Annotated in this window: 20 protein-coding genes and 1 tRNA gene; 2 read left to right on the top strand and 19 right to left on the bottom strand. The window is 35.0% G+C overall.

The window, feature by feature from the left end:
- Nucleotides 1-5 precede the first annotated feature (5 nt).
- The gene (locus L323_RS25360; protein ID WP_020814445.1) at nucleotides 6-239 is read left to right on the top strand and encodes a hypothetical protein; all 234 of its coding nucleotides are present in this window, start codon (nucleotides 6-8) and stop codon (nucleotides 237-239) included.
- Nucleotides 240-242: 3 nt separating this feature from the next.
- Here the strand turns inward: L323_RS25360 and L323_RS25355 are convergent, their stop codons facing one another.
- A complete protein-coding gene (locus L323_RS25355; protein WP_020814444.1) occupies nucleotides 243-1,859 on the bottom strand; it encodes a right-handed parallel beta-helix repeat-containing protein in 1,617 nt (538 codons plus the stop codon).
- 185 nt (nucleotides 1,860-2,044) lie between these two features.
- On the opposite strand from L323_RS25355, the gene L323_RS25350 reads away from it, so the two are divergent.
- Entirely contained in the window at nucleotides 2,045-2,665 is a 621-nt protein-coding gene (locus tag L323_RS25350; protein ID WP_020814443.1) for an SOS response-associated peptidase, read from the top strand.
- Here the strand turns inward: L323_RS25350 and L323_RS25345 are convergent.
- The 18 genes from L323_RS25345 to L323_RS25255 all read right to left on the bottom strand — a co-directional run bounded on the left by L323_RS25345 (nucleotide 2,622) and on the right by L323_RS25255 (nucleotide 18,338).
- Entirely contained in the window at nucleotides 2,622-4,007 is a 1,386-nt protein-coding gene (locus L323_RS25345; protein WP_020814442.1) for a S41 family peptidase, read from the bottom strand. The two genes, L323_RS25350 and L323_RS25345, sit on opposite strands and share 44 nt — an antisense overlap.
- A 226-nt stretch (nucleotides 4,008-4,233) precedes the next feature.
- The gene (locus L323_RS25340; protein ID WP_020814441.1) at nucleotides 4,234-5,184 is read right to left on the bottom strand and encodes a hypothetical protein; all 951 of its coding nucleotides are present in this window, start codon (nucleotides 5,182-5,184) and stop codon (nucleotides 4,234-4,236) included.
- Between the two features lie 51 nt (nucleotides 5,185-5,235).
- Entirely contained in the window at nucleotides 5,236-5,622 is a 387-nt protein-coding gene (locus L323_RS25335) for a VOC family protein (RefSeq protein WP_020814440.1), read from the bottom strand.
- 125 nt (nucleotides 5,623-5,747) lie between these two features.
- Nucleotides 5,748-6,584, bottom strand: a complete 837-nt coding sequence (locus tag L323_RS25330; RefSeq protein WP_020814439.1) for a helix-turn-helix domain-containing protein — start codon at nucleotides 6,582-6,584, stop codon at nucleotides 5,748-5,750.
- A 170-nt stretch (nucleotides 6,585-6,754) separates the two neighbouring features.
- Nucleotides 6,755-7,666, bottom strand: a complete 912-nt coding sequence (locus L323_RS25325) for a dockerin type I domain-containing protein (protein WP_020814438.1) — start codon at nucleotides 7,664-7,666, stop codon at nucleotides 6,755-6,757.
- Nucleotides 7,667-7,913: 247 nt separating this feature from the next.
- A complete protein-coding gene (locus L323_RS25320) occupies nucleotides 7,914-8,606 on the bottom strand; it encodes a DUF3885 domain-containing protein (RefSeq protein ID WP_020814437.1) in 693 nt (230 codons plus the stop codon).
- 430 nt (nucleotides 8,607-9,036) lie between these two features.
- A tRNA-Leu gene (locus L323_RS25310) sits at nucleotides 9,037-9,123 on the bottom strand.
- A gap of 89 nt (nucleotides 9,124-9,212) precedes the next feature.
- Nucleotides 9,213-9,743 (bottom strand): ABC transporter substrate-binding protein, encoded by a 531-nt coding sequence (locus L323_RS25305; RefSeq protein WP_020814435.1) that lies wholly within the window; start codon nucleotides 9,741-9,743, stop codon nucleotides 9,213-9,215.
- A gap of 45 nt (nucleotides 9,744-9,788) precedes the next feature.
- On the bottom strand, nucleotides 9,789-10,421 hold the full coding sequence (locus L323_RS25300) for a DUF6115 domain-containing protein (RefSeq protein ID WP_020814434.1): 633 nt from the start codon (nucleotides 10,419-10,421) through the stop codon (nucleotides 9,789-9,791).
- Nucleotides 10,422-10,452: 31 nt separating this feature from the next.
- Nucleotides 10,453-10,737, bottom strand: a complete 285-nt coding sequence (locus L323_RS25295) for a hypothetical protein (RefSeq protein WP_020814433.1) — start codon at nucleotides 10,735-10,737, stop codon at nucleotides 10,453-10,455.
- Nucleotides 10,738-10,828: 91 nt separating this feature from the next.
- Nucleotides 10,829-12,220 carry a DUF342 domain-containing protein gene (locus tag L323_RS25290; protein ID WP_020814432.1) on the bottom strand — a complete coding sequence of 464 codons (1,392 nt, stop codon included), beginning with the start codon at nucleotides 12,218-12,220 and terminating at the stop codon, nucleotides 10,829-10,831.
- Between the two features lie 10 nt (nucleotides 12,221-12,230).
- The gene (locus L323_RS25285) at nucleotides 12,231-12,995 is read right to left on the bottom strand and encodes a FliA/WhiG family RNA polymerase sigma factor (RefSeq protein ID WP_020814431.1); all 765 of its coding nucleotides are present in this window, start codon (nucleotides 12,993-12,995) and stop codon (nucleotides 12,231-12,233) included.
- A gap of 42 nt (nucleotides 12,996-13,037) precedes the next feature.
- A complete protein-coding gene (locus L323_RS25280) occupies nucleotides 13,038-13,427 on the bottom strand; it encodes a hypothetical protein (RefSeq protein WP_020814430.1) in 390 nt (129 codons plus the stop codon).
- Nucleotides 13,428-13,465: 38 nt separating this feature from the next.
- A complete protein-coding gene (locus L323_RS25275) occupies nucleotides 13,466-13,954 on the bottom strand; it encodes a chemotaxis protein CheD (protein WP_020814429.1) in 489 nt (162 codons plus the stop codon).
- Nucleotides 13,954-14,574: a chemotaxis protein CheC gene (locus L323_RS25270; RefSeq protein ID WP_020814428.1), complete on the bottom strand. Its 621-nt coding sequence runs from the start codon at nucleotides 14,572-14,574 to the stop codon at nucleotides 13,954-13,956. Before L323_RS25270 ends, L323_RS25275 begins: the two co-directional genes overlap by 1 nt.
- A gap of 31 nt (nucleotides 14,575-14,605) precedes the next feature.
- Nucleotides 14,606-15,052 (bottom strand): chemotaxis protein CheW, encoded by a 447-nt coding sequence (locus L323_RS25265; protein ID WP_020814427.1) that lies wholly within the window; start codon nucleotides 15,050-15,052, stop codon nucleotides 14,606-14,608.
- A gap of 135 nt (nucleotides 15,053-15,187) precedes the next feature.
- Nucleotides 15,188-17,266: a chemotaxis protein CheA gene (locus tag L323_RS25260; protein ID WP_020814426.1), complete on the bottom strand. Its 2,079-nt coding sequence runs from the start codon at nucleotides 17,264-17,266 to the stop codon at nucleotides 15,188-15,190.
- Nucleotide 17,267: 1 nt separating this feature from the next.
- Entirely contained in the window at nucleotides 17,268-18,338 is a 1,071-nt protein-coding gene (locus L323_RS25255) for a protein-glutamate methylesterase/protein-glutamine glutaminase (protein WP_020814425.1), read from the bottom strand.
- Nucleotides 18,339-18,466: the final 128 nt, after the last annotated feature.

The following is an 18,466-nucleotide window of genomic DNA, read 5'->3' as shown; positions in this document are numbered from 1 at the left end:
ATATTATGAAGAAGGTTTTTGTACAATTAAATGCAACTTTTTCTCCCAATGGTGAGCTGATACCCGTTTCCTTTGTTTGGGAAGATGGGTCAAAATATATAATAGACAAAGTATACGACCATAAAAAAGCAGCAAGCTTAAAGGTAGGAGGCCAAGGTATCCGCTACCGTTGTAAGGTTATGGGAAAAGAAGTATTTATTTTTTTTGAGGAAGGACGTTGGTTTGTAGAGGGCAAGTAGCTCTTATAGCCCCGTCATCCACGGAAAATAATTAATTCCCTCATTGACCATATCGCCTTCGCCAACCCATTCACCTTTTATATTGTCATAGGCCGAAGGCCCAGAGTTCGAATTCCAGTAGTTATTTTGGGCAATAATGGTCATTATTGATGCCTTATTATTATACATTCCACTGGCATTCGCTACAAAAGTGTTGTTAAATAATACGGGTTGAATGTCTGTATTGAAAAAAATACTGTATGCGCATGAATTACTTATTTCTGAATTTGTCAGGTTAAGCTTTCCTTCAACATTAATTGCGCAATGTGGACTATAGCGAGAGTAATCCGATCCTGCGTACCTTATCTTTATGTTATCGCCATTGAATTCTCCTGTGCTATATACGATTACTCCAGACCAACAATCATAGTATCCGGTTACCCCGCTTCCTCCATATGTCGCATCCTTATGGCTTGTAAATACAATCGGACTGCCTTCCGTTCCAATCGCATTGAGTTTCCCGTATACGTTGATACTACTTCCTTTTGAACTGCTTTTTATTATTGTTCCCGGCTGTACCGTCAATGTTTTATCGTTTGGCACCAGTACAAAATCAGCTAAATAGTACACAGCGCTAGTTAGTGTTATATCCACTATTACGCTCCCGCCAATACCTACTCCATTACATGATGCTCCTTTTATGGTATTTCCTTCATAGGTATTGTCCGCTATCCTTGTGAATATTGATGAACTTAATCCTCCCAGATAAACTAATATTCCGCTATCTGTATTATTTAATAGATTGTTATTTCGTACACTTAAGTTTCCTGTCCCAAATATATCTATATAGATGCCGGATCCTCCATTGCCCGCTATCATATTTCCTTCTATCAAAGCATTTCCCGTCCCAGCCTGAGATAAATAAACTCCACATCCACTATTGCCAGATATGGTATTATTCTCAATGTCCATCGTATTTGTGGCATCTGCACTTGTGTTGTTAATATATATTCCAATTGCTTGATTACCGATTATGCTATTGTTTTTTATTGCTGCATCAACACTAGTATTCAGGTATATACCATAATTTTTAGAATTACTTACTTCTGAATTTGTCAGGTTAAGCTTTCCTTCAACATTAATTGAGCAATGTGGACCATAACGAGAGTAATCCGCTCCTGCGTATCTTATCTTTATATTATCGCCATTGAATTCTCCTGTACCAGCTACAGTTATTCCAAGCCAGTAATCATAGTATCCGGTTACTCCGTTTCCTCCATATGCCATATCATTATTGCTTGTAAATACAACTTTATCCAATTCAGTCCCTGAAGCTCTCAGTGTACCATTTACAACAATTTCTGTTCCCTTATTAAACTTCACAATTACTCCTTGATTAATCTGAAGTATTACACCCTGTTGAACAATTATAGTTCCATCAACTACATAAGTATAGTTGTTAGTCCATGTAGTATCTTCAGAAATAATTCCACTAACATGAATAGTATCTGCTTCTGCTGAGGTATCTGCCGAATTATATGTTTCTGCATATACAATATTTTTTTTACTATCTACAGGAATTAACCCTGTTACCGTTAGAACTATTAGTATTAAAAAAAATAGTTTATTCAATCTTTTCATTTTTTTACCTCTTTTTATTTGTTATAGTTATATTTTACATTATTGTGCAATATTCCTTCTTTTTACCAAATAAATGCATATTTTCTTCTAATGTGAACTGCTACCTGTTTTTTTGTTTGGGAAGATGGAGTAAAATATATAGTAGATAATGTAGACCACCAAGTAACTTTGAGGAGCAAATATTTATGTGTGGAAGATACGCTATTTTTACAGAAGAAGAGAATCAGGAACTCAGAAATATAGTTAATGATATTAATGAAAAGCTTAAGGAAAAAGCTACAGCAATGAAAACAGGTGAGATTTTCCCCACCGATACCGTTCCGGTTATAACTGATATTTCTTCTGATGGTAAAAACACATCTGATTTGTTTAAGTGGGGGTTCCCCAATTTCAAACAGTACAGCGGGGTTATTATAAATGCCCGAAGTGAAACCGTTCATGAAAAACCCACCTTCAGAAAGCTTCTGCAATCAGGAAGATGTATTATCCCGGCAAGCGGTTTTTATGAATGGAAAAAAGCTGACGGCAAAAAAGAAAAGTATTTTATTCGCTCAGCAACAAGTAATGTAATATACATGGCCGGACTGTACAATAGGTTTATTGATAACATGGGAGCTGTAAATAATAGATTTGTTATCCTGACTACAGATGCAAACGAGCAAATGTCATATGTACACGGGAGGATGCCTGTAATTTTAAGCCCAGAGGATTCTTTTGTCTGGCTTGATTGCAATAGTAATTATTTAAAGGTTGCAGAGCTTTTTAAACCTTATGGCGGGGATATTTTGTTAAGTCAAAATGGGTGATTTTACGAAACCAAATCTTAAAACTTAAAATTCCAATAAATAGTAAAGCGATTAAAATTAATTTTGCCATGCTTGAAATCCAAAAGTAGTATTCTATAAAACTAATAGATTTGTCCTGAAAAAGGTTGTTATACCACTTTTGTGTAATTTCTACATCAGGCTTAGTTTTGAATTCTTCATTACAACTTCCATTATCAGTTAATCCCATTGTCATTGAGAGACTAAATACATACCCGCTATTAGGTAATGCACAAAGTAAAGGGCTTCCTACAATACCATCACCGCCTGTTTTTTCCCCTACTATAGTAGCAAAACCGGTATTTTTACAGAATATAGCAAAGCCTTCCGCTGAAGAAAAAACGTTTTTATCAACAAGCAAATATATTTTGCCCTTAAAATTTATAGAATTAACCGGATGAATTGTAGTTACAATCTTTTTAAAATACTTAAAATTTTTTTTCAACTCAGGTGGTGTATTAGTCAAACCTTCCTTGTCAATTTCACTGACTAGGTCTAGCCCTTCATAGCCATTCCCGACCATGTTACTAATAAATGACTCCTCAAAGGTTGCACCCCTAAAAACCCAATATATTTTATTACTTAGTGGATTGCTAATAAGAGGCTGAACAATGTTTTCCGTCCAATATCTGTCATTCCCTCCACCATTCCCTCTAATATCAATAATCAATTTGCTGTAATCTTTAATGCTATTGAGAAAAGGCTTTATTATTTTTTTATCTTTCTCGATGTTATAATAATCAAATCCCCTAACAGCCAGGTATGCAACTTTCCCTTTTTTAATTATTTTTGTATCAGTATTTTTAAGTGGTAAAAAACCCAAAACACCGAATTTACCTCTGGCTACGTTGTTTCCCTGAAATATCTCTGATGTTTTTGAAGCTGATTGTTTACTATCTTTTTGGTTATAGCGTAATAAAACTTTATCATTATTTAATTCTTTTAACCAAGGTTCATTACCGCTTTTCCAATCTAAAACAAAATTTTTCCAATAAGAATAAGCGTTTTGGGTAAACATGTGTGTATGTCCATTATGAAGTTCATTAAGTATTTTTGACATTGTATTAAAAAATTCCTCATCATTTTTTGTTGACTTCACCATATTTACATATGTATCTCTCTTTGCTAACCAGTCTACACCATTAATTCGTTTATTAACTTCGAAAAAAGGATAATTTTCTTCAAGTATATTATACATGTATTCAAAATCTGCTAGTTTTTCTTTCTGTGATAATTGATTTGTTAATTTAGAATCTACTTTGCATCCGGTAATGGTAATTGATATAGCTGCAATTAAAGTAATAATCAATAATATTCTTTTCAAGATAATTCAACCCCTACAATTTAATCAAAATTCCCTGCTCTAAAGTTATTATAATTATACATTTATTTGTAATAATGTTACAATAAATATTATTTATTCTAGATAGTATGGCTTTGGTCATACTCCGCAAGTATGGACATTTCTTCTGTTCAGTGTGTTTAAATAGAAAAATCCAGTTTTCTATGATTTTTGATTTTATCATAGAAAACTGGATTTACAAAAAGCTTCATATACTTTCATCCAGCCTGCAAAAGTTTTTTAAAAAAATAATTTTATCAATGGCAACTCTGGCTTTCCACCAATTTTCACTTATAGCGAATTCCTTTGCAAATCTCTCATTGTTTTCAAACCAACTCCATGTAATATTCCAAACACTATCCCGAGGCCTTGTATCAATTAGGTAATCAAGCTCTTTTGCTACAATATACTGATTATCCTTATAAAAGATACTTTCAGGAGAATCTATATAATCGGAAGGTCTACGAAAATAATAAATCCATTTAGATGTATCTCTTTCTATAGAATTATACACAAGTTTTTTTACTTTTTCTGTAAGTAATTTATGGTCAAATTGTAACGCCAACCCTGTTTTTTCCAAAGTGTCAAGTAACACACAATAACCGCCTATTCCCATTTCTCCATGATTGTCCGCTGTGCTGAGTTTATCGATTATACGGTCAGAAATCATTAGAGCCTTATTGAATATTTCAGAGTCTTTATCAGCATTCAGAAATATGAAACTAACAATTTCTGCGGTTAATCCAATCCCTTCAAAAGCGTTGGCTTCCATATTGTATGTCCACCAAGGTGCATGAGCATAGTTATCATTAGACGGAATATTGAAATACCATCCGTTTTCAGAACAATAAGAATTACTTTCCAGAAACTTAAATATTCCCTGTATTATGGGATGATACTTATCATTAAAACCAATTTCTTTTAAAATATTTATTGCCTTTAATGTTGTATATGGCGATGAATTGGGATTCCAACTATCTGCTTCAAGGGCATGACCAAACCCACCATCGTCATTCTGATAAACCTCTAAAGCAGAAAGCACTGCATCCTTACTGCCATTTTCAAAGTAATACTGCCAAATTGCCAGCTCCATCGGTCTTGCATTACGATACATCCATGATTTAATCTCTTTGTAGTCTTTTAATGTAAGTTTCTTCAAAATATCACCTTTAAATATTAAAATATTAGAATCTTTATTGAAAATCGGGCATTATATAAATAGGCACCACCATACGCCGTATTTATCTATTAATTCCACGCCACATGGGCTAAAAAACAATTCACCAAAAGGAGTAATAATTTCACTACCATCAAGCAGAGTTTCATACGCCTTACGTACCCTGCTCTCTTGACCTGCTCCAAATTGAATGCAAAATTGCATAGTATTGCCCGTAATCCTTTTATCTCCGCCGGCACGGGTGGTGTCATGAGCCTCACCAACTGCAATGGCTTGTCCACAGACGTCCAGTTCCCTATGGATGACCGTACCATTTTCGTCTACATCCTGAAAACCTATATTTGCGTCAAACGCCCTCTTATATAACTCGAAAGCCTCATCACTTCCCTTGACATAAATTTGAAGTATTGTTCTAAACATATGTAACCCTCCTCAGTTATTTAACACTTTTTATCTGATGCTCAACTACTTTCCAAATATAATCAAGTATCAAGTTTTTTATATAATACCATTTTCAATTTTTATTGTATTGTAAAAATCCGACATCATCTAGTTTTATAAGCAAATATTCTTGCATCTGCAGTAGATAAAGTGTGATATTTTTTGAAATCATTAAGTAAATGCGATTGGTCTGTATATCCATATTTGCAAACACTATCGTGAATATTTAAATTTGTATTATATAAAATATCCTGCCAAAGATACTGGTAGCGAACAAGACCTGAGAGTTTTTTGGGCGAAACCCCGACGTACTCTAAAAACAACCTTTCAAGCTGTCTTTGGCTCACTGCCGTAAAACCGGAAAGTTCAGAAATATTGGCTGTACCTTTAGACTTTAAAATTTTATAAACAGAATTCATTATATTATCGTTCTGTCTGTCATGGTTCATCTTTTTAATGAGATATTGTTGAACCTTATCTACTCTATCAAGAAATAACTGATTGCTAATCAGTATATCATACAAGTCACGCTTAAAGTTTTTAAAGTAATCTTCAACTCCAACGAATGAATTAAGAACATTTTTCATGGATTCATCGGAAAATAATAGTACAGCCCAGCAATAGAATCTAATGGCAAAGCAAGACATTGAAGATTTAACATTTGTCTTATCTATAAATGTAGTATCACTTACACCTGCAAAAAAGCCATCAAGCTCGTTTTTATCCGTATTAATGTTAAATATTATATCCATGCATGTGTCAGGTATTACAAGCTTATCTTTTATTTGAGTTGAAGTAAAACTCGAATAAGGCTTCCGGGTACCCCAAAAACAGCATATGTAGGGTTTGAGTGCTTCACATGGTTGAATTTCAGTATAAGCTTCGTCATTTAAAAACGGCTGGGCAGTAATTGGTTGATAAATATTATTTAATTTAAACATTTACTAATCCTTATATGTCTTTTTATAGATAAGTTATTAGTTTTAAGTTAAGTAAATTTCTCCAAGATGTTAATCATATTATTACTTGGATAATACCAAAAGTCAACAAGGACAAAAACCAAGGGTTTCAGCTATTCGCTGAAACCCTTGGTTTTCTGGTAAACAGAATTTCAATTGTAAGGTAAATTTTTTACGATACCCAAAAGGTACTGCTTCATGATAGCAAAATCGATTGCATCTACAGTGTTATCAACATTAAGATCAAAAACTTCAGTGTATGTACGTACAGGACTCATCAAATACATCTTAAAAGAGGAGAAATCTAAGGCATCAATACTTCCATCATTGTTATAATCTCCATATTTTATTGTAGGAGTACTAGTACCGAAAAAGTTAACTTTTTGCATTTCTGACCACATAGCTTTTGCTGTTGCTACGCTTCCAGCTGTAGTAGGATGTATACCATCAGGTAATGTATACTGTGATAAATTCCCACTCCATGTTGGTCTTATATCAAAGAAATATGTTTCTGGCTTTTCTGTTGCATTAGCCACTGTAGATTGCATTATCGGTCTTAATGCATCCAATTTTGCCTTTAAACCATTTAAATCTCCGTTTGGATCAGGATAGAACAAATAAAATACTTTAACAACGCCATCAGCTTTCATTTGTTTCAATAGATTAGTAACTGCATCTGTTGCATTTTTAATAAAAGGTGTGCTTGCAGTATATGGTGGAGCAGAATAACCTTGTAGACAATCGTTCCCACCACCATCCATTATTACATACTTAACTTTACCAGAACTAATACCATTTTTGTACTGAGAAGGAATGCCATTATTCGCTAACGTAGCTCCAGATACTGGATTGTTTCTAAATCTATCATTTGCACCTAAAACACCAGCATTTCTAGCTTCATTTTCTAAGGCTCTGACAATTTCACCAGACAACGCGAAATACGAATCGCCAATAACCATAACGTCACTGCCATTGATTTGAGTGGTAGCTGCAAAAATAGTTGAGGGTGCAAAGCTTGCCAGAATAACAGCCAGGATGATAGAAAATAAGAGTAGTTTTTTCATGTTTCTTACCTCCAAAAGATTAATTTTATATATGAATTCACTTTAATTCTAAAATTTTTGTTATGAGTTTATAGCGGAGAGACAATCTGTTGATATAATTTCATTGAATGCATTCGGTGAATTTCATTTCATATTACATTATATTACATATTGATGATTATATAAAGAAAATATTGTAAAAAGATACAAATTGTAAGCGGTATTGCTACTGTTGGGTTTTGAGTCCAATCGTACAGGATAAATAACCTTATTTCTTTTCAAATATACTATCAAAGTATTTTCTATAATACTCAACTAGCCAATCGTTAAACTTATTATATAAAAATTTAATGTTAGCAGGCGAATTAGACGATACTAAACATCCCCTATCATCGTACATATAAAATATTACATTCTTTTCTACACTGATAAAGTAAATACTTTGGCCAATTGAAGGTTCACGCCCTTGTTCATAATTTCCAATCCCAGTTAATATATTTTTATAGTCGATGTTTTCTACTTTAATTTTAATAGAATACTCTTTATGTGTTTGATAAATCTTTTCCCCATCCACATCTTCATCCTCTACTTCTACAACGTCCGTATCCGCACCAGCAGTATTGAATACGGTATAAAGATACTGGGGTGTAGTATTACCAAACATTGGGTCTTCATTCTCCCAATCTTTAATAACCAAGTAGATATAATCTTCCTCAGAAAAAATATTTTCGAATATTGATGTAGCCCTATATATTACTTGTCTAATTCTTTCATCTGACCCGTTCGGGAAAGGGTCTCCGAGTTCAAATCTTACATGTATATCATGGTTGATATCTGGGTAATTTTTATTTAAAAAATCTTTCAATAATTTATCCATATAATCATTCCCGTCTTTAGCTTTACCTACATAAGCTATAATTTTATGTTTAAAACATTCTCTACCATTAGCAGAGAAGTTCATCAATGCTGCTTGTTACATTATCCTGTATTAGTTTTCCTCTCTCATAACATTTTATATGGTAACCTTTATTGTCAATATCTACGTATGGCATGCAATCTTCATAGGTTGAACCAAAGCAAATGAAACTGTGTAAATCGTGACTCTGATGTAATTTTTTGTAAAGCTCAATTGTTTGATTCTTTACTTCTAATATGGATAAATATCCCATATTAAACACCTTCCTTCATTCATTTAAACTGAACTTTGTTAAATAAACAAGGTACTTATAAATCACCAAATTAACATATAAGAATATTTTTGGTACTCAGCTTTCCAATAGCGGCATAATTTATCTCTCTGAACATTACATTTGCTGTCACCAGATAAGTCCAGAGGTCAAAAATATAAAAATAAAAACCCTGTAACTGTTTAAGTTACAAGGTTTTCTATTTGGTGCCGAAGACCGGAATCGAACCGGTACGGTATCGCTACCGCTGGATTTTGAGTCCAGTGCGTCTGCCAGTTTCACCACTTCGGCATACATAACATCTGCTGCTTGTATATATTAACACAGAAAATAAGATAACGCAATACTAAAATTACAAAAAACTAATAATTTTTAACAAGCTATTTAATACCACATATTTTCTTTACGAGGTAGTCTAAATCCTCATTTTTCTTAAACTTATATGTTCCCGAAATAATCTTTCTGGAAGCCTTGTAAGAATGAATAACATTGGTAAAATCTTTTTCACTTGTTATAATTCCTTTGTTAAGAAGTTGTTTCATTACCTCGTTTGAAATATGACCGTCTTCTATTTTAATTACAATATTTCGTTCGTTAGTATCAGTACTTGTTTTCTCTTTGTTTGCGTTGCTTGTTTTATCCGCAACCTCTGTTGAAGCCTGAGAAACTGTACTTGCTCCCGGTGACTTTTCACTTGTTGTATGAGCAACTGTACTGTCTGATGCTTCCGAATTATCTTCGTTTAATAATTTGACCGGTTCTATCAAACCATAACTCTTGGCACGGCTGATTATCTCATCCTTGGTTAGTTCCTTTTGTGTCCCCCCGGAATAAATCATCCCGGCTATTGCGGTTATAATCATTCCGATACCGATTCCCAACAAAATACTTTTCTCGTGCACTTTTCTCATCTGTATACTCCTATGCGAATATCACTTCTAAATTGTAGATTTGCACTATTTACTGCTGCTTAAACCACGTATAAGTCCGATTTCACCTTTTCCCATTTTCATTTTCTCTGCAATTTCGTCATTGCTCAAGCCCTGTTCGATTAATTGCAGTACTTGCTTTCTTCTGCTGTTAAGTACTAATTTTGAAGGCTTCTCATCGTCTTCGCTGGCTTCGATTGTTTCATTGGTTGGCTCGTTTTGCTGCTTTTTGCCGCTTTGCATATTCTTGTAACTCTGTATATTTGTAAGCTTTTGAATATCCTGATTTATTTGCTGATTAATCTTATCCACTTCAGTTGAAATCTCCGGAACTGAAATAACCGGTGCCTCTATTTGTGTCTGTTGTTGATTTTTGTTAACAGGTTTTTCTTCAACTTTATCTTGGTTATCCATATCTTTAACTTTTTTGAAAAATTCCTGATTTTTTTCAGAAATTACTGTTACAACGTAATCAGACATTCTGTTAAGTTCATGTATCATTTCTTCTGAATCCTGAATTAAACCGAACATCTCGTCTTTTTTGCGATCAAATTCTTTAAAAAAGTCTTTACCGTTAGCCCTATCCATTATAATCAGGAAGAGGGATACTGCTACCAAAATAACTCCCAAGAATATTATAGTAACGTAAAATGCTCCCATATCCACCTCTAGAACTTATCCTTTGTTTTTATCAGACCCTGATGTCTATTGTGGGTCTGTCATCATCCTTATTCTGCCGTTTCTTTTTCTTTTCATTCTGCCTTGAATTGTCTTTTTCCTGTTTTTCTTTAACACGACCGTTTTGTACATTTTCTCTATTAACAACCTGTTTCAGATTATTGTCTATTTTCATCTGACTGGCTGTTTGCTGCTGCTGCTGAATTGCCTGATTTTTATTAACGTCATCGTTATACATCTTTGATACTTCCGATGTTTTTGGAATTACCATCTGAAAATCTATAGGTTTTATTGACAAAAAAACCGCCCCCCATGCCGGATTTATTTAATAAACAATCCTTAGAAATACTTGTAATAAGCATATGGAAAGAGCATTAGCCGATCTCTTATTACTTGTCAATAGGTCCAACACGTACATCTGCTCCGTCTCTGTACAAGGTACAGTATTGAAGAGGTTCCTTTACATACATCATACATGTTCCGATGGAAACCTTTACTCCGGGATAAATATAACTTAGTGCACGAATCTTGCCATTGCCTTCCTGTTGCAACTTCTCATCCAAAGCTGCAACTTCATGCTTTACTTCCTGAATCTTTGTTGATAGATAAACTTTTGTCCGAACACTCTTTGTTAAAATCTCCTGCTTATCCGGAGTCAATGCACCCGCACTTTCCATCTTGCGTAATATTGTGATTGCCTGATCTGCCTTTTTTATATCACTTTCCATTGAAATCATTTCTTCTCTTGCATTTTTGTATCTTTCTCTTACAGAAGGATCCGAACCTACTTCAATGTCTGTAATTGTAGCCATATGTGATCCGATAACCTTAGCAACTACAATGTTGCCGACTTTACAGGTACCTCCCACCAGAAGTCCCTTGTTTCCGGTTAGCTCAAGCTTGTTTCCGCATTTTACATTACTGTGCATTACGGCTTCTGCCTGAATATTATTATTTGCTTCTATGCTGCTGTATTCTATGTATCTTGCTACTATATCACCGCCGGCAATGAGTGTGCCTTTACCCATACCCTGCATTCCCCGTCGTAATATAATATTCCCACCGGCTTTAATTGTTGCACCTTCAACTACCCCAAATACTTCAACATTTCCACCAGCTTCTACTGAGAAACCTGATAAAACATTTCCCTTAATAATAACGCTCCCTACGAAACTTACATTTCCTGTTGAATTATCTACATCAGCAGGAACTTCATGGTTTGTATATACACTTACTTTCGTAGCATCCAGATATTCAACCTCTCCTGCAGTAGTTGCAACAAGATTTTGTCCATCCTCAGATATCGTAACATTCTTACCTCTTGGGAGTACCGCAGGTTTACCGTTTACAGCAGCAATAACTCTCCCTTTAACGGTTTTTCCTTCCACTCCTTTTACAGGAGGAACCAATGAGCAAAGTACCTGACCCTCCTGGACCGACTGAATCAGATTTAACTCTCTGTAATTTATCCTGCCATCCTCCATTAGAGTTGGAGTTTTGTTAACATCAGTGTTAAAATGATATGTAACCATCCCATTTTTACCGTTTTGGGGTGCAATGCCTTCTGCTACACAAAACGCTTCGTTATACATAGGGCTTTCAACAAGAAATTCTATTATATCTTCCTTGATTCCAAAAACTACTCTCTGACTGTCAAGAGCACCGATAATCTCATCTTTTTTAATTGCTAAATTGTCTCCGGTGTTGTAAAGTGTTACAAAAGCTTTTAGCTCGTCTGGTGAAACTGTTACCAAAATTTTCAAATCTTTTTGTTCTACCATATTTTCTCCTTTACGATTCAAGCATTATCCTATGCCTAAACAGCTTTCCCTTCATTCTAAGTAGTGCCTTTGTATGCAACTGAGAAATTCTTGATTCGGTTACATTCATTATAGCACTTATTTCCTTTAAAGTCAGTTCTTCAAAATAATAGAATGTAATTACTGCTTTTTCTTTCTCAGGCAACTTATCTATAGAATCTGCAAGAAGTTGCTTCATTTCATTAAATTCCAGAGAAGCCTCCGGTTTGTCCTCAGTACTTTCACTGAATATTTCAAGCCCTCTCTCGTAATTTTGTTCCATGAACTCATCAAGAGACATCATTGAGGACACATTTACGTCGTTTAATAATTTATAAAAATCGTCCATACCCAAACCCATTTTCTCAGCCACTTCCTTATCGGATGCAGTATGGCCTTTTTCGTTTTCTATTTCAGCATATACTTTTTCGAGTTCCTTGTTTTTTTGCCTCAGAGACCTGGGAACCCAATCCATATCACGTATGCTATCTATAATTGAACCTCTTATTCTTAAAGAGGCATATGTTTCAAATTTAACACCCTTAGCAAGATCATATTTTTCTATTGCATCTATAAGTCCGAATGCACCGTATCCAACCAAATCATCAAATTCCACATTCGAACCAAAATATATACTTAACCTTCCTGCAACATACTTTATCAGGTATGCGTATTGAATTATTAACTTTTCTTTTGCAGCAGCATCTTTAGTTTCAATATACTGTTTCCACAGATGATTAATACTTTCGCTAAACATGTTAGTCCTCCAATTAGTATCTTACTATAAATATCACTAAAGTTACTCTTTCATTCTAGTCCTCACTGCCTGTGATAAATCTAGTGGAGTAAAGCCATCGTCTAGATTGCTATCTGCGACTAAATCCAAGATGTTACCTAAATGTTGTTCTTTGGCCAATTTTTCTGCATTCTCTTTTTCTATTCTTAATATCTCCTGATTTTCCCTTTCCTTCTTTTCCTTTTCAGCCTGCTCCTTCAGCTTGTTTTGCTCTTCTACAATGCCGGTAATAGTAGTTTTTAATATTGTACCGATAAAATAAAAGATTAGCATTGCGATTATCATATACATACAAGTCTGATTCATGCTTTTATTATTGCTAATACCGATTAATCCTGTTATAATAGCTGCAAATAATGCAAATAGAAACGGTATTTTCATGATTGTCTCCATTCTTACACCTCAGTTGTAAAACAAAATCATATGCTTCTTTATATTTGTTTTATTCCAAAACCGATTGTTTTTATCATTAGTCTCCCATCATCGGAATACAATTCTATGGTACGTCCGTAATTTCCTCCTGTATCCTCCGATATGATGGGAATATTTAATAGTTTGAGTTTTTCCTTTGAAGCAACCACATTTCTGTATCCTATTCTCATTAAATCCGAACTTTGATTGAATACGAACATTTGGGCTCCACCGGCTAGTTTTGCTACTATCTTGTCCTTCCTTGCGCCAAGCTTTATCATGTCATCTACTAATTTAACTATAGCCGTATCAGCAAACTTGGCAATATTACTGTTATTTTTTGCCTGTTCGCTGCAAGGCAGCATAACGTGTGCTAATCCGGCTATTTTTGATGTAGAATCATACAGGGCAACCCCTACACATGAACCAAGACCTAGTGTAGTTATCATACAAGGATGACGTGATGAATTAAGGTCAGCCATACCGACCTTTATAATTTCAATATCCATTATTCTATAACTCCCAATGCTCTTAATAGTATCTCGTATGATTCAACATCAGGTATCAGTAAAAAGTCTCCGAAAACCCTTGTAATACCTTCACTAAACTCAGTCTCTATGTACAATACCGAATCGCCAACCTTTCCAAACTCAATTGCTGGTACGCTTAGTATTGCGCCTGCCATGTCAATAGCCAGTTCCGGTACAGAAGGCAATATTTTTAAGTTTGTCAAGCCTGCCAATGCTGAAAGATATGATGCCGTTAGTATGTTGCCGATTTCCTTTAGCGCAGATAACTCCAATTCGTTAAAATTCAAATTAGTTTCGTCATGTGAACCCAGTAATATATTTACCAGTTTTCTTGCAGCATTAATGTCTAAAATAAACATCATATTACCGGTTATATCCCCATTTACATTAAGCAAGATTCCAACGACAAGTATTTCTTCACCGCCAAGAATCTGACTGACCCTGTCAAATCCCATTATTTTAACTTCAGGAACAGCCATATCCACTTTTTTGTCTATCATTTTGGCCAAAGAAGTTACTGCATTTCCTGCGCCTATATTTCCAATCTCCCTAAGCACATCCATCTGAATATTGTTTAATTCATCAAAACTAATTGACATCACTCATACCCCTAATTTTATTTTTAAACAATTATATTTTAACAAGCTTATCGAAATTCAGAAGTGTTACAATTTCTCCATCAACCTTGCCAATTCCGAATATATAGTCAGCTATAGTACTGTTCATCAAACTTGCAGCACTCTCAATAGACTCTCCGCCCAGCTGTATTGTTTGAAGTACCTGATCAACTATAACTCCTATCGAAACTTCTTCAAGCTTCAAAATTATTATACGTGTTTCTTCTGTCTCTTCTGCCACGGGAAGATTGAATTTCAGTCTTAAATCCATTACAGGGATTATATCTCCTCTTAAATTTATAACACCCTTAATAAACGGTGGTGTTTTAGGTACCCTTGTTATTGTTTTCATCCTGTCTATAGTGGTAATTTTTAGTGAGTCAATACCAAAACGTTCTTCTCCGAGACTAAATACAATAAACTGTTTTGTTTCAAATTCTTGAAGTTGTAAGTCAGCCATATTTATCTCCATTTCCGTCACAGACCAAAGTAATTGTATAGTATAACTGCCTCTTTCCTGTCTGTGCCATTTTATTATTTTATTTGCTAATCCTATACGGATTTCGCATATGCAAATTAAAAATAGTTCTCGTTGTTAAGTAATAGAATTTACATCAACTATTAATGCCACATTTCCGTCTCCAAGTATTGTAGCCCCTGCTAAATACTTGATTCCGGTCAGGAGTTTGCCCAAGGACTTAATAACTATCTCCTGTTGTCCTATAACACTGTCTACAACAAGTCCTGTCAGCTTTTCACCTTTTCTTACGATTACTATCTTTAACTGCTTCTGGTTAGCCTGCTCATCACGGTTTGGAACCTCCAGAGAATCGGCAAGCCTTGTGATAGGCACAACCATGTTACGAAGCAATATAACTTCCTGTCCCTGAACAGTTTTAACTTCTTCAGCAGACCAATTGTATATCTGATAAATAGCACCTAACGGTATGGCATATTTTTCTCCACCTACATTTACCAGTAATGCCTGGTATATTGCCAGAGTCAGCGGCAATTTTATAATAAATTTACTTCCCTTACCGCTTTGTGTTTCAACTTCTACCGTACCTCCAAGCTGCTCAATTTTGGTTTTAACCACGTCAAGGCCCACACCTCTACCTGATAACCCTGTAATCTTGTCGGCTGTGCTGAAGCTTGGTCTGAAAAGAAGCTCTATAGCATCCTGTTGAGTCATGGAATTAGCAGCTTCTTTAGTTATTATACCGTTTTCAATAGCTTTGTTTTTTATCTTTTCTATATTTATGCCTGCACCGTCATCTTCAACCTCAATTAATACGTTATTTCCTGACTGGTATGCTGTAAGGTTGATTCTTCCTACGTCAGACTTGCCAAGTTCTTTTCTTTTCTCGGTAGATTCCAGACCGTGGTCGCAGGAATTTCTGAGCAAGTGTATAAGAGGATCTCCGATTTCATCAATAACAGTCCTGTCAAGTTCTGTTTCTTCACCCGACATCTTCAATTCTATTTCTTTTCCCAAATCCTTTGCAATATCTCTTATCATTCTAGGGAAACGATTGAATACGGTCTCAACAGGAACCATTCTAACCTTCATAACGGCGTCATTCAGATTAGTTGTTATTCTTTCGAGGTATTCAAGAGTTTCGTGGTATTCCTGAGGCTTCTCGGTTATATCAGTTCCTTCAAGTCTTGTCTTTGTTATTATAAGTTCTCCAACCAGATTCATTAAAACATCAAGTCTGTCTATATCAACCCTGACTGTTCTCTGTGTTTTTTTAGGAGCGTTATTAGTACTTGGTTTTGCCGCTTCCTGACTCTCAACTGCATGTTTTTGAGCCTCCTGCGCAGTTTCACTGGCTTTTGCCTCAGAAACAGGTTTATTTGCATCTGCAACTGAAGACGAACTGTCAGCATCAAACTTTTCAAGAGTGGTTATAATTACTTCATCAACCTCTGCTATGGAGTTCAATTCCTTTGCAAAAAGCTGTTCATTTTCTTTTGATACTACAATTACTGTAAATTCATTATCAAATTTTTCATCTTCAATATCCTGCACTGAAGGCTGTGACTTTATGATTTCACCATATCTTTCCAAGGTCTGGAACAATATGAATGCTCTCGCTGACTTCAACAGACATCCGCTGTTAAGCACCAGCGTAATTTTTAATGCATTAATACCCATATCTATCGCTTTATTGACTGCATTTTTCTCAAACTCGTCAATTTGGAGCTGTGCAGTTAAATATTTACCCTCATTAACAGGCTGTTCTGTCTTCTCCGCTGTTCTTGTTTTCTCCGGAGCTTTAACAGTACCCTTATTGGCAAGTATCTCATTAAGAGCATCTATTACGTTTTTATAATCTTTATCGCCTTCGCCGCCGGTATTAACTACACTGTTTACATAATTTTCAAGTGCATCAAGACACTTGAACAATACGTCAACAAGGTCTGAAGTAACCTTGATTTCATCGTTTCTAATAGCATGAAGAACATTTTCCATATCATGGGTTAACTTTGTCATTTTCGTATAGCCCATGGTTCCTGCCATTCCTTTAAGTGTATGTGCTACCCTGAATATCTCGTTCAACACATCTTTATCTTCAGGATCCTTTTCTATCTGCAAAAGACATTCATTCAAGCTCTGAACGTGTTCTTTTGCTTCCTCTATGAATATTTGTAAATACTGACTCATATCCATTTTAACGCACCCCCAAATATTGGATTATTTCACTTGGAATTTTATCAAGTGATACTATTTTGTCTACTGCTCCGGTTTGTACTGCCATTTTTGGCATTCCATAAACTACGCTTGTTTCTTCATCTTGGGCTATTATAAAACTTTTATTTACTTCCTTTAATTTTTTGATTCCTACACTCCCATCGGCACCCATACCTGTCAGAATAACACCAATTATATTTTTTAACCCAGTTTCCGACAAAGAAGTCATCATAACATCTACTGATGGTCTATGCCCTCCGACAGGAGGAGATTTGTCTAAATTAATTATTATATCACCATTTGCAGATGTTTGAATCTTCATGTGCGAGTCCCCCGGTGCTATATAAGCATAACCCTCAAGTACTTTTTCTCTATGGGTTGCTTCTTTGACTATCAAGTCACTCTTACTATCCAGTCTTTCGGCAAGAGACTTCGTAAATCCGGGAGGCATGTGCTGAACAACCAGAACTGCTATGGACATATCTCTCGGCAAATAAGGTATAACCGTTTGCAATGCCTTTGGCCCGCCTGTAGAACTTCCGATTGCTATAATATTTTTCACAGGCTTTGTACTTTTTGAGGTCATTCTTTTATCATTATCTATCGTCTTTTTCTGAATCGATTTTAGCTTAATATTTTTTGCTATAATAATTTTTTCTATTATTTCATTTCGTTTAGAATCATTTTTTATTTCAAATATATTCTTGGGCTTTACAACAAAATCAACTGCACCCTCATCCAGTGCTCTTATGGTCATTTCAGTACCATACTCTGTTTCACTTCCAAACATTATTACGGGTTTTGGAATTCTCTGCATAATTTGCCTCAGGCAGTTAATTCCGTCCATTACAGGCATGTCTACATCCAATGTTACCACATCCGGATGCAAATGATGTATTTTTTCCAATGCATCCTTGCCATCAACAGCAGTACCAACCACAGAAATAGAATTATCTGAGTTAAGCATGTCTGATAACACTTTTCTCATAAATGCAGAGTCATCTACAATCAATACCTTTATTGGATTGTTCTTTTTTAAATTTAAACTCATTGGTTACCTCAGCCTTTTATTAGAAGTTTCATTGCTGACCTACTACTATCCTATTATCTTCTTCATGTCTTTGTAGCCAATTTTATATACTTTAAATATAAATTTTTATTTTTCCCCGTTAAAAATAT

The sequence above is a fragment of the Ruminiclostridium papyrosolvens C7 genome, from assembly GCF_000421965.1.
GTDB lineage: Bacteria > Bacillota > Clostridia > Acetivibrionales > DSM-1351 > Ruminiclostridium > Ruminiclostridium papyrosolvens_A.
Note: the sequence above shows the minus strand (reverse complement) of the source record. Positions and strands in the feature narration are given on the sequence as shown.

Coding starts and splice junctions, on each gene's coding strand:
- L323_RS25360 (WP_020814445.1), top strand. CDS start 6: ATGAAGAAGGTTTTTGTACAATTAAATGCAACTTTTTCTCCCAATGGT.
- L323_RS25355 (WP_020814444.1), bottom strand. CDS start 1,859: ATGAAAAGATTGAATAAACTATTTTTTTTAATACTAATAGTTCTAACG.
- L323_RS25350 (WP_020814443.1), top strand. CDS start 2,045: ATGTGTGGAAGATACGCTATTTTTACAGAAGAAGAGAATCAGGAACTC.
- L323_RS25335 (WP_020814440.1), bottom strand. CDS start 5,622: ATGTTTAGAACAATACTTCAAATTTATGTCAAGGGAAGTGATGAGGCT.
- L323_RS25330 (WP_020814439.1), bottom strand. CDS start 6,584: ATGTTTAAATTAAATAATATTTATCAACCAATTACTGCCCAGCCGTTT.
- L323_RS25325 (WP_020814438.1), bottom strand. CDS start 7,666: ATGAAAAAACTACTCTTATTTTCTATCATCCTGGCTGTTATTCTGGCA.
- L323_RS25320 (WP_020814437.1), bottom strand. CDS start 8,606: ATGAACTTCTCTGCTAATGGTAGAGAATGTTTTAAACATAAAATTATA.
- L323_RS25305 (WP_020814435.1), bottom strand. CDS start 9,743: ATGAGAAAAGTGCACGAGAAAAGTATTTTGTTGGGAATCGGTATCGGA.
- L323_RS25300 (WP_020814434.1), bottom strand. CDS start 10,421: ATGGGAGCATTTTACGTTACTATAATATTCTTGGGAGTTATTTTGGTA.
- L323_RS25290 (WP_020814432.1), bottom strand. CDS start 12,220: ATGGTAGAACAAAAAGATTTGAAAATTTTGGTAACAGTTTCACCAGAC.
- L323_RS25285 (WP_020814431.1), bottom strand. CDS start 12,995: ATGTTTAGCGAAAGTATTAATCATCTGTGGAAACAGTATATTGAAACT.
- L323_RS25280 (WP_020814430.1), bottom strand. CDS start 13,427: ATGGAGACAATCATGAAAATACCGTTTCTATTTGCATTATTTGCAGCT.
- L323_RS25275 (WP_020814429.1), bottom strand. CDS start 13,954: ATGGATATTGAAATTATAAAGGTCGGTATGGCTGACCTTAATTCATCA.
- L323_RS25270 (WP_020814428.1), bottom strand. CDS start 14,574: ATGTCAATTAGTTTTGATGAATTAAACAATATTCAGATGGATGTGCTT.
- L323_RS25265 (WP_020814427.1), bottom strand. CDS start 15,052: ATGGCTGACTTACAACTTCAAGAATTTGAAACAAAACAGTTTATTGTA.
- L323_RS25260 (WP_020814426.1), bottom strand. CDS start 17,266: ATGGATATGAGTCAGTATTTACAAATATTCATAGAGGAAGCAAAAGAA.
- L323_RS25255 (WP_020814425.1), bottom strand. CDS start 18,338: ATGAGTTTAAATTTAAAAAAGAACAATCCAATAAAGGTATTGATTGTA.